This is a genomic window from Nonomuraea sp. NPDC005501, from assembly GCF_040605905.1.
Taxonomy (GTDB): domain Bacteria; phylum Actinomycetota; class Actinomycetes; order Streptosporangiales; family Streptosporangiaceae; genus Nonomuraea.
In genome coordinates this window covers 1-14,495 of sequence record NZ_JBEXDT010000144.1, presented here as the reverse complement: position 1 = coordinate 14,495, position 14,495 = coordinate 1, and the positions used below count along the sequence as shown (strand labels likewise).

The following is a 14,495-nucleotide window of genomic DNA, read 5'->3' as shown; positions in this document are numbered from 1 at the left end:
CGCGCACCCGTCCCGGCCGGTCCCCCCGTGGTGGCGGCCGCCGCGGGACCCGGGCCGGCGCACGCGCGGGCCGAGGTCGGCCGCGTGGTGGCCGGGCATCCGCGCGGGCGGGAGGTGCCGGCGCGCGGCGGGCCGGTGATGGAGGCGCTGGTCTCCGCCGACGTGCTGCACCTGGCGGCGCACGGGGTGTTCCACGCGCGCAGCCCGCTGCTGTCGTCCATCACGCTCGACGACGGCCCGCTCATGGCGTACGACCTGCTGCGGCTGCCCAGCTCGCCGGGGCTCGTGGTGCTGTCGGCGTGCGACTCGGGGATGGCCCGCGCCCCGGCCGAGGGGGCGCCGCTGGGGCTGGCCGGTGCCTTCCTGGCCAGGGGAACGGCCTGCGTCGTCGCCGGGATGGTGCCGGTGCGCGACGACGACGCGCTGTCCGTCATGACGCTCTTCCACGAGCTGCTGGCCCAGGGCGAGCCGCCCGCGACGGCCCTGGCGGCGGCCTCGGCCAAGACGGAGGTGGCCGGCTTCGCCTGCTTCGGCGCCGGCCACCGCCCTGTCACCCCCACCGCCTGACAGCCGGAAAACGGTCAGCCCGTCGCGATCGGTCGAGAGGGGTCGGCGATCCAGTTGGACCAGGAGCCGACGTACAGCGACGACGGCAGCCCGGCCAGCTCCATGGCCAGCACCTGGTGCGCGGCCGTCACCCCCGACCCGCAGTAGGCCCCGGCCCGCACGCCCTCGCGCACGCCGAGCCCCGCGAACCGCTCCCGCAACTCCCCCGGAGCCAGGAACCGGCCGTCGGGGCCCACGTTCGCGACCGTCGGAGCGGACACGGCGCCCGGGATGTGCCCGGCCACGGGGTCGATCGGCTCGGTCTCGCCCCGGTAGCGCTCGGCGGCCCTGGCGTCGAGCAGCACCCCCTCGGTGGCGAGCGCCGCGGCCTCCTCGGTCGTCAGCATCGGCATGCCGCCGGGCTTGGCGGTGAAGTCGCCCGGCTCCGCCTCCGGGGCCTCGGTCACCGTGGGCAGCCCCGCCGCGACCCACGCGGGCAGGCCGCCGTCGAGCACCCGGACGTCCTGGTGGCCGAAGTACCGCAGCGTCCACCAGGCACGGGCAGCGATGGTCGAGCTCGCGTCGTCGTACACGACGACCGGCCGCGCGTCGCGGACGCCGAGCCGGCGCATCGCGCTCTCGAAGAGGGACGCTCCCGGCAGCGGGTGCCGTCCGTCCGGTCCGGGCGCGGCGGCGAGGTCGGCGTCCACGTCACAGTAGACGGCGCCCGGCAGGTGCCCCTTGCGGTACAGCTCGATCCCGGGCGGCCCGCCGATCCGCGAGCGGACGTCGAGCACGGTCACGCCGTCGAGTGCGGCGAGTTCGGCAGGGGTGATCAGCGGGCTCATCTCGGCTCCTCATGGTCGGGCGTCCCGCTCTCGGGACGGGTCAACGGGTGCTCGCCTCCAGCAGCGGCACGTACTGCTCGGCGGCCGTCATCGAGCCGTGGTAGCCGGTGAAGGCGGCCTCGCGCGGGTGGGCGCCGGGGGCGACGAGGACCAGGCCGTCGTACGGCACGGCCAGGACGTCGCCGAGGCGCGGCAGCCACTCGGCCCGTACGGCGGGCCCGAACCAGCCGGCCTCGACCGCCTCCTCGCGCGTCACCACCCACGCCCGGCCGGCCAGCGTGTCGCGCCACGCGGCGAGCACGTCCCCGGCGGCCCCCTCCTCGGCGTACACGTGCCGGGCCCGCGCCTCGCCGCCCAGCAGGGCCACCCCGTGACGCAGCGCCGGATCGGCCTCCACGTCGAGCTTGTCGGTGGCGTTGACCATGCCGTGGTCGGCGGTGACGTACATGGCGCAGCCGTCCGGCAGGACCTCGGCCAGCCGCTCGGCGAGCCGGTCGACGATCGCGAGCTGCCGCAGCCACTCCTCGCCGCCCCAGCCGGTGTCGTGGCCGGCGGAGTCGAGGTCGCCGTAGTACACGGTCACGTACGCGGGCGGCTCGCGCAGGGCCTCGCGGGCCCGCTCGACGCGCTCGTCCACGGTGCCGGCGGCGAGGTGGCGCACTCCCCGGTAGACGGCCTCGCTCAGGCCGGTGCCGGCGTACTCGCCCGGCGCCACGTACGCGGCCGTGACGCCCGCCGCCCACGCCCGCTCGAACACGGTGGGGGCGGGCTGCCAGCGGCGCGGATCCATGACCAGGCCGTCGGGCAGGGTCCAGCGCAGGCAGTTGAACAGCAGGCCGGTGCCCGGCACGGCCAGGATCAGGCCCATCATGCCGTGCTCGCCGGGCGGCAGGCCGGTGCCGAGGGAGCACAGGCTCGTGACGGTGGTGGCGGGGAAACCGGCGGTCAGCCCCGGGGCTCCGGGTGCCGTTCCGGCCGGCGGGCGCATGCCGCGTGTCAGGAACGGCGCCGCGCCCGCGTGGGCGCGCAGCGCCTCGGCCCCGAGTCCGTCGACCAGCAGCACGCAGACGGAGCCGGCGGGCTCGATCCTCAACGATCCCGGCTCGCCTGCCGCCTCGCCGACGCCGAGGGCGGCCAGCAGCGCGCGCGGCAGGTCCGCCAGTGACGATCCGCCGTACGCGGGGATCAACGGGGCGGTGTCGGCCATCCTCCGAGCTTAGCCGCGTGGCCGGGCCGTTCCGAGGCTTCCGCGCGGGCGCGGACGAGACCCGGGGCGGGTCAGGAGGCGGCGCGTGCCGTGGCCTCCGACAGGGCCTTGGCGAAGGCGAGCACATGGGTGACCGCCTCGGGCCCGTCGGCGGCCTCGCTGACGCGCAGCGACAGGTCGTCGGCGGTGATGGCGCCGGTGTAGCCGTGGTCGGCCTCGCAGTTCTCGTCGCCGCAGGTGGCGGGCTCCAGGTCGACGTGGGCGATGGCGCCCCAGCCGATCGTGAGCGTGGCCTCGGTCGGGGGGACGCCCGGGGCGTAGGAGGCGGGGTCGGGGACGACGCGGGTGACCGCGACGGACTGGATGCGGCTGAGGCGCACGGCCTCGGTGGTGGTGGAGGCGTGCGAGGCGGACACGCCCTCGACGGCCGGGTGCTCGTCCGTGTGGCACACCAGCAGCCTGGTCCCGGTCAGCACCAGGACGGTGACGTGCCTGCGCACCTCCATGGCGGGGTCGAACGTCGCCTCGTGGTGCACCACGAACGCGGTCACGGCCTCCTTGCCCAGCGCGGATTCGACCGCATCGGTGACGAGGTCGGGGTAGTAGCCGCTGCGCTCGATCGCTTCGCGCAGGCCCGCGGCTGAGACTCGGGTTTCCCTCATGGGGTCCATCCTGCCAGGATGACGCGCCACCCTCACCCGCCGCACATAACGCTCTATAACGTCTCATGTCGTACGGGTGCCCGGGACGCCCCCCTCCGGGCCACCGGTGAGCCGTCAGGCCAGGCGGCGCGGCCCTCCGTCGAGGCGCGGGCCCGGCGGCGTGCGGACGGTGGCGCGGGCGCCGAGGACGATGACGCCCGACTCCCCCACCAGCACCTGGTCGAGGTCCAGGCGGGCCAGCTCCGGCAGGTCTCCGGCCAGCCGCCCGACCCGTACCAGCAGCTCCTCCAGGGCGGCGACCGCCACGGGCGGATAGCCGTACTCGCCGAACAGCAGCGGCGCGGCCCGCACGGACCGCACCAGCGCGGCGGCGTCCTCCCCGGTGAGCGGCGCCGGCCGGAACCCCTGGTCGAGCAGGAGCCGCGCGGTCACCTCGCCCAGCCCGAACGACACGACCGGCCCGAACGCCTGGTCCTCGACGACGCCCACCACGGTCGGCACGGCGGGCTGGGGCGCCATGCGCTGCACGGCCAGCTCCGTGCCCTCACCGAGGCGGCCGGCGAACTCGGTGTACGCGTGCCGCACGGCGTCGGGGTTGCCCAGGCCGAGCCGTACGGTGCCGGCCCTGCGGGAGGCGTCGGGGTCGGCGACCTTGAGCACCACCGGCCAGCCCAGCCGCCCGGCGGCCTCGGCCGCCTCGTCCGGTGAGCGCACCACCTCGGCGGGCCACACGTCGAGGCCGTAACAGGACAGCAGCTCGGCGGCGTCCACCTCGACCGGCGCCCCGTCCTCGGCGGGCGGCGGGGTGAGGGCGCGCACGACGAGGTCGCGGGCGCGGCCCGTGTCGACGTCGAGCTCCGGCGGGGGCGTCACCGGCCGGGCCCGCCAGGTGGCGTACCGCACGACGTGGGCCAGGGCCCGCACCGCCTCCTCCGGCGCCGCGTACGACGGGATGGAGCCGCGCGACGGCACGGCCCCGGCCCAGAGCGCCGGGTGCATCCCGAGATGCCCCTCGAACGTGGCCAGCACCGGCTTCCCGGACCCCTCGGAGACCCGCAACAGCTCGGCCGCCACCTCCTCCCCCGCGCCCGGGATCGGCGGCATGTAGATGACGACGGCGGCGTCCACGTCGGACGAGGCGAGCTGGCCCGCCAGCGCCTCGCCGAACTCCGCGGCACCGGCCGTGGCGCCCAGGTTCGCGGGCGGCCGGGGCGACAGTCCGGCGGCGACGCACGCGTCGGCGGCCAGCAGCCCCAGCGCGTCGGAGTTGGTGACCAGGCCGACGCGCGGCCCGGCGGGCAGCGGCTGGTAGGCCAGGAGCTGCCCCACGTCGAACAGCTGGATGAGGTCGTCCACCCGGATCAGGCCGGCCTGCTCGAACAGCGAGCTGATCGCCGAGTCGGGCAGCCGCAGCTCGCGCGCCGAGTGCCCGGCCGGCGTGCCGCCGCTCTTGACCACCACGATCGGCTTGCTGCGCGAGATCCGCCGCGCCAGCCGGGTGAACTTGCGCGGGTTGCCCAGGGACTCCAGGTAGAGCAGGATCACCTCGGTCGCGGCATCCTCCTCCCAGTACTGGAGCAGGTCGTTGCCGGACACGTCGGCCCGGTTGCCCGCCGAGACGAACGACGAGATGCCCATGCCGCGCTGCGCCACCCGCTGGAGCAGGGCGGTGCCGAGCGCGCCCGACTGGCTGAAGAACCCCACCCGGCCCCGCCCGGGCACGGTGGCCGCGAGCGTGGCGTTGAGGCGCACGGCCGGGTCGGTGTTGGCGATGCCCAGGCAGTTGGGGCCGACCACGCGCAGGCCGTAGGAGCGGGCGATGCGCGCCAGCTCGTCCTGGCGGCCCCGGCCCTCCTCGCCGGTCTCGCCGAACCCGGACGACACCACGACGAGCCCGTGGACGCCCTTCTCCGCGCACTCCTTGACCACGTCGGCCACGCTCTCGGCGGGTACGGCGACCACGGCGAGGTCCACGTCGTCGTCGATGGCGGACACGCTCGGGTAGGCGCGCACCCCGGCCACGGCCCGCACCTCGCGGTGGACCGGGTAGACGGGGCCGGTGAAGTCGGCGGCCAGCAGGTTGCGCAGCACGGCCTGGCCGACGCCGCCCGGCTCGCGGGAGGCGCCGATCACCGCCACGGAGCCGGGCGTGAGCAGCCGGGCGATCGAGCGGGACTCGGCCCGGTGCTCGCGCGAGGCCGTCACCTCGGCCGAGGTCTCGGTGGGGGTGAGGTCGAGGGTCATGCGGACCACGCCGTCGGCGAAGCTGCTCTCCCCGGTGTAGCCGGCCTGGCGCAGCACGCCCATCATCTTCATGTTCGCGGGCAGCACGTCGGCGACGAACCGGCCGATGCCGCGCTCGCGGGCGGTGGCGGCCAGGTGCTCCAGCAGCACCGAGGCGACCCCGCGGCCCTGATGGGCGTCCTCGACCAGGAACGCCACCTCGGCCTCGCCCGGCTCGATCCGGTCGTAGCGGATGACGGCCACCATCTCGGCGCCGATGGTGGCGATCAGCGCGACCCGGTCCACGTAGTCGACGGTGGTGAACCAGGCCACCTCCTTGTCCGACAGCCGGGGGCGCGGCCCGAAGAAGCGGAAGTAGATCGACTCGTCGGAGAGGCGGGAGTAGAAGGCGCGCAGCCGGTCGGCGTCGGCGGGCCTGATCGGGCGGACGTGGGCCGTGCCGCCGTCGGCGAGGACGACATCGGCCTCCCAATGGGCGGGGTACTGAGCCTGCACAGTCCCGAGGGTAATCCCGTGTCCGGGGTCGCAGGACCTCAGGGCCTGTTCGCAACGCTTGTGCATCGACTGCGGACCGGTGTTCGAGGACCGCCCCACGGGCCGCCCGGAAGCTGTTAGTTTTGCGGTGAAGTTTTGCCGTGGCCGGCTCGTTCTGAAGGCAGCAAGGTGGTGACATCATGACGCGGGTCGTCGTGGTGGGCGATCTCATGACCGACGCGGTCGCTCGCGCCCGTTATGCGCTCGCCAGGGCGAGCGACACCCCGGCGATCGTGACCATGCACGGTGGCGGCTCCGGGGCCAACATCGCCTCGTGGCTCGCGGTCGAGGGTGCCGAGGTGGCGTTCATCGGCCGCCGCGGCGCCGACATCACCGGGCGCAACCGCGACATGGAGCTCATGGGCTACGGCGTGGACGCGCGGCTGGTCATGGACCCCGAGCGGCCGACCGGCACCTGCGTGGTGCTCGTCACGCACAAGGGCGAGCGCACGATGCTGTCCGACCCCGGCGCCAACGCCGCGCTGTCCCCCGAGGACCTGCCGCGCGACCTGTTCAACGGCGGCGGCCACCTGCATCTGTCGGGCTACACGCTGATCAACGAGGGCTCCCGCGACGCGGGCCTCGCGGCGCTCGACATGGCGCACCACTCGGGCATGTCGATCTCGGTCGACTGCGCCTCCTCGGCGCCGCTGGAGCGCACGGGCGCGGAGCCGTTCCTGGAGTGGACGAGCGGCGCCAAGCTGCTGTTCGCCAACACCGAGCAGGCCAAGGTGCTGACCGGCCGCGACGATCCGGAGGCCGCGGCGAAGGTGCTGACGGCCTGGTTCCCCGAGGTCGTCATCAAGATGAACGACGACGGGGCGCTGTGGTTCGGCAACGGCCGTCCCGACCCGGTCCACGCGGCCGCCGACCCGGTCGACCGCATCATCGACGGCACCGGCGCGGGTGACGCGTTCAGCGCCGGGTTCCTGCCGTCGTGGCTGGAGGGCAAGCCGCCGGCCGAGTCGCTGGCCGCGGGCTGCCGCCTGGCCGCCAAGGCGATCACGTACCTGGGAGCCCGTCCGCGCCTCTAGCGCGGTCCGCCGTCGTCGGCAGGCGATCTCTCGCCAGCATCCTCTGTCAGGCGCGAAATTCCGCACCACCCGCGTGCCGGAGGCCGGTGCGGTGGGCGCGCAACCGTGCGTGGCGCCCGCGTGCCGGAGGCCGGCCCGGTGGGCGAGCAGCCGCGCCTCGCGGGCGAGTACGCGGACGGGTCGTGGCTCGGGCGCCGGGTGAGCACCGAGGGCCCGCGCGAGGAGCCCCCGGTACGGCCGGCGGTCGCGACGCCGGCCCCCCGCATCTAGGAGGTGGTGGCCAGGGCCAGCGGCAGGACGGCCGGGGCGCCCGCGTGACGGACGAGGGCCGCGCCGAGCGTCATCGTCCAGCCGGTGTCGACCCGGTCGTCCACCAGCAGCACCGGGCCGCCGCACTGGGCCACCGCCGCGCCCACCTCACGGGGCATGGCCAGCGTCGCCCGGATCGCGCGTACACGCTGGGCGCTGTTGAACTGGCGGCCGGGCGAGCCCGAGCGGTAGCCCAGCTCGCCGAGGTAGGCCAGCCGGCCCACCTGGGCGAGCCGCTCGGCGAACCCCCGCACCAGCAGTGGCCTGCTCGCGGACGGCACGCTGACCACCCCCACCGGCCGCTCCCGCCAGTCCCACGCGGCCAGCACCTGCGTCACGGCCCGGAACATGTCGTCGGGCAGCGGCCCGTCGGGGCCGCCCAGCAGCTCGCGCAGGCGGTTGCCCCAGCCGATGTCGGTGAGCCGCCCGAGCGCCCGGCCCGGCTCGGCGCCGAGGTCAGGCTTGATGCGGCCGGACAGGTCGTCGAGGCCGGTCGGCCACTGCCGGCGCGCCTCCACCGTGACGCCCGGCCTGGCCAGCCGCTCGCGGGCGGTCTCGACGGCCGGCGCGGCGATCTCGGCCGAGCGGTGCCGGCCGGTGCAGTTGTCGCAGCGGCCGCAGGGGGTGGCGGTGTCGTCGTCGAGGAGGCGGCGCAGGTACTGCTCGCGGCACTCGGTCGTCGTGAGGTAGCCGAGCATGGCCTCCTGCTCGGCGCGGCGCTCGGCGGCGATGCGGGAGTAGCGCTCCGCGTCGTACCCCCACGGCTCGCCGGTCGCCTCCCAGCCGCCCTTGACCCGGCGGACGGCGCCGTCGACGTCGAGGACCTTGAGCATCATCTCCAGCCGGCTGCGGCTCAGGTCGACGATGGTCTCCAGGGCGGGCGTGGACAGCGTGCCGCGCTCCTCCAGCGCGGCCAGCGTGGCCCGCACGACCGGCTCGGGCGGGAAGGCGAGCGAGGTGAAGTAGGCCCAGATGTCGCGGTCCTCGGAGCCGGGCAGCAGGATCACCTCGGCCCGCTCGACGCCGCGGCCGGCGCGGCCGACCTGCTGGTAGTAGGCGACGGGCGACTGCGGGGCGCCGACGTGCACGACGAACCCGAGGTCGGGCTTGTCGAAGCCCATGCCGAGCGCGCTGGTGGCGACCAGGGCCTTGATCTTGTTGCCGAGCAGGGCCTCCTCGGCCTCCAGCCGCTCGGCCGGGTCGGTCTGGCCGGAGTAGGCGGCCACCTCGTGACCCTGCTCGCGCAGGTAGTCGGCGATCTCCTGGGCGGCGGCGACGGTCAGGGTGTAGACGATGCCGGAGCCGGGCAGCTCGCGCAGCGTCTGCGCCAGCCAGGCGAGCCGCTGCTCGGCCGTGGGCAGGCGCACGACGCCCAGGTGGAGGCTCTCGCGCTCCAGCGGCCCGCGCAGCACCAGCGTGTCCTCGCCGAGCTGCTCGGCGACGTCGCGGGTGACGCGGGCGTTGGCCGTGGCGGTGGTGGCGAGGACGGGCACGCCCGGCGGCAGCTCCTCGAACAGCGTGGCGAGGCGGCGGTAGTCGGGCCGGAAGTCGTGTCCCCAGTCGGAGATGCAGTGGGCCTCGTCCACGACGACGAGACCGGCGCTCTCGGCCAGCTCGGGCAGCACGTTGTCGCGGAAGTCGGGGTTGTTGAGCCGCTCGGGACTGACCAGCAGCACGTCGACCATGCCGTCGGCGACCTGGCCGTAGATCTCTTCCCACGCCTCGGGGTTGGCGGAGTTGACGGTGGCGGCCCTGATGCCGGCCCGCTCGGCGGCGGCGATCTGGTTGCGCATGAGAGCGAGCAGGGGCGAGACGATGACGGTCGGGCCCTCGCCCAGCTCGCGCAGCAGGGCCGTCGCGACGAAGTAGACGGCCGACTTGCCCCAGCCGGTGCGCTGGACCACGAGGACCCGCCGCCGGTCGACGACGAGCGCCTCGATGGCGGCCCACTGGTCGTCGCGGAGCCTGGCGTGCTCGCCTGCGAGCGCGCGCAGGCGCCCCTCCGCCTCTTCGCGCAGCATCGCCGCGTCGGGGGCTTCAGTCATGTGCTCCTTGTTACCAGGTTTCCCCGACGTTTTCGTTCCCGGCCCCGGCCCTGCTCCCGGCCGCGGTCACTTGTCGGCGTGCTCCGGGAAGGCGTTGACGGTCACCCGGTGCATCCGCCGGCGCTCCGTGTAGTCGGCCACCGCGTAGTGCTGGGTGGGCCGGTTGTCCCAGAACGCCAGCGTGCCGGGGCGCCAGCGCAGCCGCACCTGGTACTCGGGTGAGCGGATGTGGTCCAGCAGCAGCGGCAGCAGGGCCTCGTTCTCGCGGTCGGTGAGGCCGACCAGGCGCGTGGTGGAGGAGCGGTTGACGAACAGCGCCTTGCGGCCGGTCTCGGCGTGGACGCGCACGACGGGCCGCTCGATCGGCGGCCACTTGGCCTGGATCTCCTCCAGGTCGAACGGGTGACCCTTGGAGATGGCCTTCTTCATCGACATCGTGATGTCGTGCACCGCCGTCAGCTCGTCGCACAGGCGCTGGAGCGAGGGCGAGAGCGTCTCGTAGGCCAGGTAGGTGTTCGCCCACAGCGTGTCGCCGCCGACGCTGGGGAGCTGGACGCAGCGCAGGAGCGAGCCCATGGGCGGAGTCGGCTCGAAGGTGTTGTCGCTGTGCCACTCGTCGCCGCCCTCGCCCTTGGGGTCGGTCTGGTCGAGGACGTGGATGGGGCTGGCGCTGTCCTTCTTGAAGGCGGGGTGGTTGAGCGTGCCGAAGTTCAGCGCGAACTGCAGATGCTGCTCGTCGTCGATGGGCTGGTCGCGGAAGAACAGCACCAGGTGCCTGAGCCAGCCCTCGCGGAGGGTCGCGACCTCCTCCTGGGACAACGGCTTGCGCAGGTCCACGCCGGTCACCTCGGCGCCGATGTGCCTGGTGACGGGATGAAACTCGATCATGTACGCCTCCGGAGACGAGGAGTATCCCTTTCCGGAACGTAACGCCCAAGCAATTGCTTGGTCAAGCACACGATCTCCGCCGGGCGGCACTCGAACACGCATGCTAAAAGCCGTCCGGGTGTTGGTACGATGCCTGGCATCGGCAAGCTTCAGCCAACCGGCGCGGGGAGGCGCCTGTGCCATCATCTCCAGGGGCGCACCACGCCCTTGCCCCCACCGCACGCACCGCCGCACGGACCCCTGGCCGTCATCGCACCGCGACCAGGGCGCCCCGCGCCGGCACCGCACCCGCCGATCCGGCCCTTCTCCATCGAGCCGACGGCTACGGTTACAGCACAAGGACAGAAGGAGGATGCGCTCCCCCCTCGGCGCGACGGCCGAGGTAGCCGCGCAGCACAAGATGGCCCGACGCACGACTGCACCCCCGCCTGAGGACTTCGAGGAGCGGATCGTCGACATCGACGTGTCCTCGGAGATGCGCACCAGCTTCCTCGAGTACGCCTACTCGGTCATCTACCAGCGGGCGCTGCCCGACGCCCGCGACGGCCTCAAGCCGGTGCAGCGGCGCATCCTCTACTCGATGAGCGAGATGGGCCTGCGCCCCGACCGCGGGCACGTCAAGTCCTCGCGCGTCGTCGGCGACGTCATGGGCAAGCTCCACCCGCACGGCGACACCGCGATCTACGACGCGGTCGTCCGGCTGGCGCAGCCGTTCTCCATGCGCCTGCCCCTGGTGGACGGCCACGGCAACTTCGGCTCCCCCGACGACATGCCGGCCGCCATGCGTTACACCGAGGCCCGCCTCGCGCCGGCCGCGATGCTCATGGTCGAGTCGCTCGACGAGGACACGGTCGACTTCAAGCCCAACTACGACGGCCAGGAGACCGAGCCCACGGTCATGCCGTCGGCGTTCCCCAACCTGCTGGTCAACGGCACCACCGGCATCGCCGTCGGCATGGCCACCAACATGGCGCCGCACAACCTCGTCGAGGTCGTGGCCGCCGCCCGCCACCTGATCAAGAAGCCGGACGCGACGCTCGACGACCTCATGCGCTTCGTGCCGGGTCCCGACCTGCCGACGGGCGGCATGATCATCGGCCTGCAGGGCATCCGCGACGCCTACGAGAGCGGCCGCGGCACGTTCCGCATGCGCGCCAAGTGCGTGGTCGAGCAGATCACCCCGCGCCGCAAGGGCATCGTCGTCACCGAGCTGCCGTACAACGTCGGCCCCGAGCGCGTCGTCGCCAAGATCAAGGAGCTGGTCAACGCCAAGAAGCTCCAGGGCATCGCCGACCTCAAGGACCTCACCGACCGGCACAAGGGCCTGCGCCTGGTCATCGAGGTCAAGAACGGCTTCATCCCCGAGGCGGTGCTGGAGGAGCTCTACCGGCTCACGCCGATGGAGGAGACGTTCGGCATCAACAACGTCGCCCTCGTCGACGGCGAGCCGCGCACCCTCGGCCTGCGCCAGCTGCTGAGCGTCTACGTCGACCACCGCCTGGAGGTCGTGCGCCGCCGCTCCGAGTTCCGCCGCCGCAAGCGTGAGGAGCGCCTGCACCTGGTCGACGGCCTGATCGTCGCGCTGCTCAACATCGACGAGGTCATCCAGGTCATCCGCTCCTCCGACGACTCCGCGCAGGCGCGCAGCCGCCTCATGGAGGTCTTCGACCTGACCGACATCCAGGCCGCGTACATCCTCGACACGCCGCTGCGCCGCCTGACCCGCTACGACAAGCTGGAGCTGGACCGCGAGAAGGAGACACTGACCGAGGAGATCGCCGAGCTGACCGGCATCCTGTCGTCGGAGACGCGGCTGCGCCAGGTGGTCTCGGCCGAGCTGGCCGACGTGGCCAAGAAGTACGGCACGCCGCGCCGCACCGTGCTGCTGGAGTCGTCCGGCACCCCGCGCACCGCCACGGTGGAGCTGCAGGTGGCCGACGAGCCGTGCCTGGCGCTGCTGTCGTCCACCGGCCTGCTGGCCCGCACCACCGACGCCTCGCCGCTGGCGGAGGAGGGCGAGCGGGCCTCCCACGACGTCCTGGTGTCGGTCGTGCGCACGTCCGCCCGGGGCGAGATCGGGCTCGTGACGTCGCTGGGCCGGCTCATCCGGGTCCAGGTCGTCGACCTGCCCATCCTGCCGCCCACGGCCTCGCCGCCGTCGCTGTCCGGCGGCCATCCGGTGTCCGACTTCGTGACGCTCGGCCCCGACGAGACGGTGGTCGGCCTCGGCGCGCTCGACCCCGACGGGCCGGGCCTGGCGCTCGGCACCGCGCAGGGCGTCGTCAAGCGGGTGGTGCCCGACTATCCGGCCAACCGCGACGACTTCGAGGTGATCACCCTGAAGGAGGGCGACACCGTGGTGGGCGCGGCCGAGCTGGAGTCGGAGGACCACGACCTCGTGTTCATCACCTCCGACGCGCAGCTCCTGCGCTTCCAGGCGTCGCTGGTGCGCCCGCAGGGACGGCCCGCGGGCGGCATGGCCGGCATCCGGCTCGACGGGGCGGCCCGGGTGATCTGGTTCGGCGTGGTGGACGCGGAGCGTCCCTCCCAGGTCGTGACCGTCGCCGGGTCGTCCACCGCCCTGCCCGGCACCCAGGTGGGCGGCGGCAAGGTGTCCGACTACGCCGAGTTCCCCGCCAAGGGGCGGGCCACGGGCGGCGTGCGGGCGCAGCGGTTCCTGAAGGGCGAGGACGTGCTGCTGCTGGCCTGGGCCGGTCCCGCGCCCGCCAAGGCGGTGTCGTCGTCGGGCAAGCCCGTCCCGCTGCCCGAAGAGGTCGGCCGCCGCGACGGCTCGGGCGTCCGCCTCACGCACACGATCGGCGCGGTCGGCGGCGCCCTGGGCGCGACCGGCCTGGTGACGGCGGCCTCGGCCGCGGCGGTGGCTCCCGACGGCTCGGTCCCCCTGGAAGGCTCCGTGGCCCTGGACGCCTCGGTGGTGGCCGACGGACCTCCCGCGCCGAACGGCTCCGCCCCCCGGGAGGAGTAGCGGCCCCCACGGGGACGCGCTCTGCTCACCTGACCTGCGCGGGGAGGTGGTCTCCTCTCCTGACCTGCGCGGGAACGCGGGTGTCCTCGGGTGGCGTGACGGACGCGGGCTCCTTCGAGGGTGCCCGTGTCCTCGCGTCCGGCCCGCGCCTCGCCCTTCAGGACGTCGTTCCCCGTACGGAGTGACGCTTGTCGTCCGCGGCGACACCGATGGGGACCGCGGGCCCGGAAGAAGGCCGCGGCCTCAGCGGTCGGCGAGAAGCAGGTGGTCGATGGCGGTACGGAGGGCTGCTGTCGTCGCGGCGGGGTCGTCGAGGTAGCCGCCCATCATCGCGCCGTCGCGCAGCAGGACGAGCGTCTGTGCTGCCGCTTCGGGCTGTGGATGGCCGGTCTCGCTCAGCAGCCGGGTCAGGAGGGTGCGGAACCAGCGCCGATGCTCTGCCACGGCAAGGCGGACCGGATGAGCGGGGTCGGGGTACTCGACGGCGGCGCCGATGAAGGCGCATCCGCGGAAGTCCGGAGTGCACACCTGGTAGCTGACCTGAGTGGCGAGCGCGGCGATGACGTTCGAGGGGTCACTGACCTGCTCGATCAAGGTGTCGGCGGTGGCGCGGGCCTCCTGATGGCGTTCCTGGATGTAGGCCCGGACGAGGTCGTCCTTGCTCGGGAAGTGGCGGTAGAAGGTCGCCTTGGTCACCTCCGCCTCCGCCACGAGCCGGTCGACTCCGACCGACTGGATGCCTTCGCTGTAGAACAGCCTGGCTGCGGCCCGCAGCAGCCGCCGGCGTGCGGGCGTGCCGTCAGGCGCCCTCTGCACCGAACGAACGGGCGAAGAAACTGAGGCTGCGGGGCGCTTCGACGGCATGTGTTGACGGTAACAGAGCGGTCACTGTACCTCCGCGAGGATACAGAACGGTCTGTCCTCCACCGAGGAGAGGTGTGACGAAACCGGCTTCCCCAGCAATGGCGACACGCCGGCCGGGACGCAGGGTCAGTGCGGCCGGTCGAGCGCGCTGCGCCCGCGCGGGCATCCCGGCCAGCGAGCCCTCGCGAGTATGCGTAAGGTGCCACTGTGAATCTTGTGCGCAGCCTTTGCGTGGCCGTCGTCCTGATGTCCGGGGCGCCGGTGCCGGCCTCATCTGCCACCTACCAGATCTGGCACTGGAACATCGCCGGCCACGCCTACCACCTGG

Annotated in this window: 11 protein-coding genes; 4 read left to right on the top strand and 7 right to left on the bottom strand. The window is 73.7% G+C overall.

All coding sequences use genetic code 11. The features are described 5' to 3' along the window. Nucleotides 1–567 (top strand): CHAT domain-containing protein (locus tag ABZS51_RS39930; RefSeq protein WP_355452759.1); only part of this gene is annotated, 567 nt, incomplete at its 5' end. Between the two features lie 14 nt (nt 568–581). Here the strand turns inward: ABZS51_RS39930 and ABZS51_RS39925 are convergent. From ABZS51_RS39925 to ABZS51_RS39910, 4 genes are all read right to left on the bottom strand, one after another. Continuing rightward, nucleotides 582–1,394, bottom strand: coding sequence for a sulfurtransferase (locus tag ABZS51_RS39925; RefSeq protein WP_355452756.1), 813 nt, complete (start codon nt 1,392–1,394; stop codon nt 582–584). A 40-nt stretch (nt 1,395–1,434) separates the two neighbouring features. Next, nucleotides 1,435–2,601: a nucleotide pyrophosphatase/phosphodiesterase family protein gene (locus tag ABZS51_RS39920; RefSeq protein WP_355452753.1), complete on the bottom strand. Its 1,167-nt coding sequence runs from the start codon at nt 2,599–2,601 to the stop codon at nt 1,435–1,437. A 71-nt stretch (nt 2,602–2,672) separates the two neighbouring features. Beyond that, a complete protein-coding gene (locus ABZS51_RS39915; RefSeq protein WP_310711523.1) occupies nt 2,673–3,263 on the bottom strand; it encodes a DUF5998 family protein in 591 nt (196 codons plus the stop codon). 114 nt (nt 3,264–3,377) lie between these two features. After that, nucleotides 3,378–6,002 carry a GNAT family N-acetyltransferase gene (locus tag ABZS51_RS39910; protein WP_355452749.1) on the bottom strand — a complete coding sequence of 875 codons (2,625 nt, stop codon included), beginning with the start codon at nt 6,000–6,002 and terminating at the stop codon, nt 3,378–3,380. Between the two features lie 179 nt (nt 6,003–6,181). On the opposite strand from ABZS51_RS39910, the gene ABZS51_RS39905 reads away from it, so the two are divergent. Further along, entirely contained in the window at nt 6,182–7,075 is an 894-nt protein-coding gene (locus ABZS51_RS39905) for a sugar kinase (protein ID WP_310711525.1), read from the top strand. 105 nt (nt 7,076–7,180) lie between these two features. After that, nucleotides 7,181–7,345, top strand: coding sequence for a hypothetical protein (locus ABZS51_RS39900; protein WP_355452745.1), 165 nt, complete (start codon nt 7,181–7,183; stop codon nt 7,343–7,345). Here ABZS51_RS39900 and ABZS51_RS39895 read toward each other — a convergent pair. Beyond that, nucleotides 7,342–9,429, bottom strand: a complete 2,088-nt coding sequence (locus ABZS51_RS39895; protein ID WP_355452743.1) for a RecQ family ATP-dependent DNA helicase — start codon at nt 9,427–9,429, stop codon at nt 7,342–7,344. The genes ABZS51_RS39900 and ABZS51_RS39895 overlap by 4 nt on opposite strands. A gap of 66 nt (nt 9,430–9,495) precedes the next feature. Further along, the gene (locus ABZS51_RS39890; protein WP_310711528.1) at nt 9,496–10,317 is read right to left on the bottom strand and encodes a TauD/TfdA family dioxygenase; all 822 of its coding nucleotides are present in this window, start codon (nt 10,315–10,317) and stop codon (nt 9,496–9,498) included. A 400-nt stretch (nt 10,318–10,717) separates the two neighbouring features. Between ABZS51_RS39890 and ABZS51_RS39885 the strand changes: the two genes are divergently transcribed. Then, entirely contained in the window at nt 10,718–13,303 is a 2,586-nt protein-coding gene (locus ABZS51_RS39885; RefSeq protein ID WP_355452762.1) for a DNA topoisomerase IV subunit A, read from the top strand. Nucleotides 13,304–13,546: 243 nt separating this feature from the next. Here the strand turns inward: ABZS51_RS39885 and ABZS51_RS39880 are convergent, their stop codons facing one another. Next, nucleotides 13,547–14,119, bottom strand: a complete 573-nt coding sequence (locus tag ABZS51_RS39880) for a TetR/AcrR family transcriptional regulator (protein WP_355452740.1) — start codon at nt 14,117–14,119, stop codon at nt 13,547–13,549. Between the last annotated feature and the right edge of the window lie 376 nt (nt 14,120–14,495).

Coding starts and splice junctions, on each gene's coding strand:
- ABZS51_RS39905 (WP_310711525.1), top strand. CDS start 6,182: ATGACGCGGGTCGTCGTGGTGGGCGATCTCATGACCGACGCGGTCGCT.
- ABZS51_RS39895 (WP_355452743.1), bottom strand. CDS start 9,429: ATGACTGAAGCCCCCGACGCGGCGATGCTGCGCGAAGAGGCGGAGGGG.
- ABZS51_RS39925 (WP_355452756.1), bottom strand. CDS start 1,394: ATGAGCCCGCTGATCACCCCTGCCGAACTCGCCGCACTCGACGGCGTG.
- ABZS51_RS39920 (WP_355452753.1), bottom strand. CDS start 2,601: ATGGCCGACACCGCCCCGTTGATCCCCGCGTACGGCGGATCGTCACTG.
- ABZS51_RS39885 (WP_355452762.1), top strand. CDS start 10,718: ATGGCCCGACGCACGACTGCACCCCCGCCTGAGGACTTCGAGGAGCGG.
- ABZS51_RS39890 (WP_310711528.1), bottom strand. CDS start 10,317: ATGATCGAGTTTCATCCCGTCACCAGGCACATCGGCGCCGAGGTGACC.
- ABZS51_RS39915 (WP_310711523.1), bottom strand. CDS start 3,263: ATGAGGGAAACCCGAGTCTCAGCCGCGGGCCTGCGCGAAGCGATCGAG.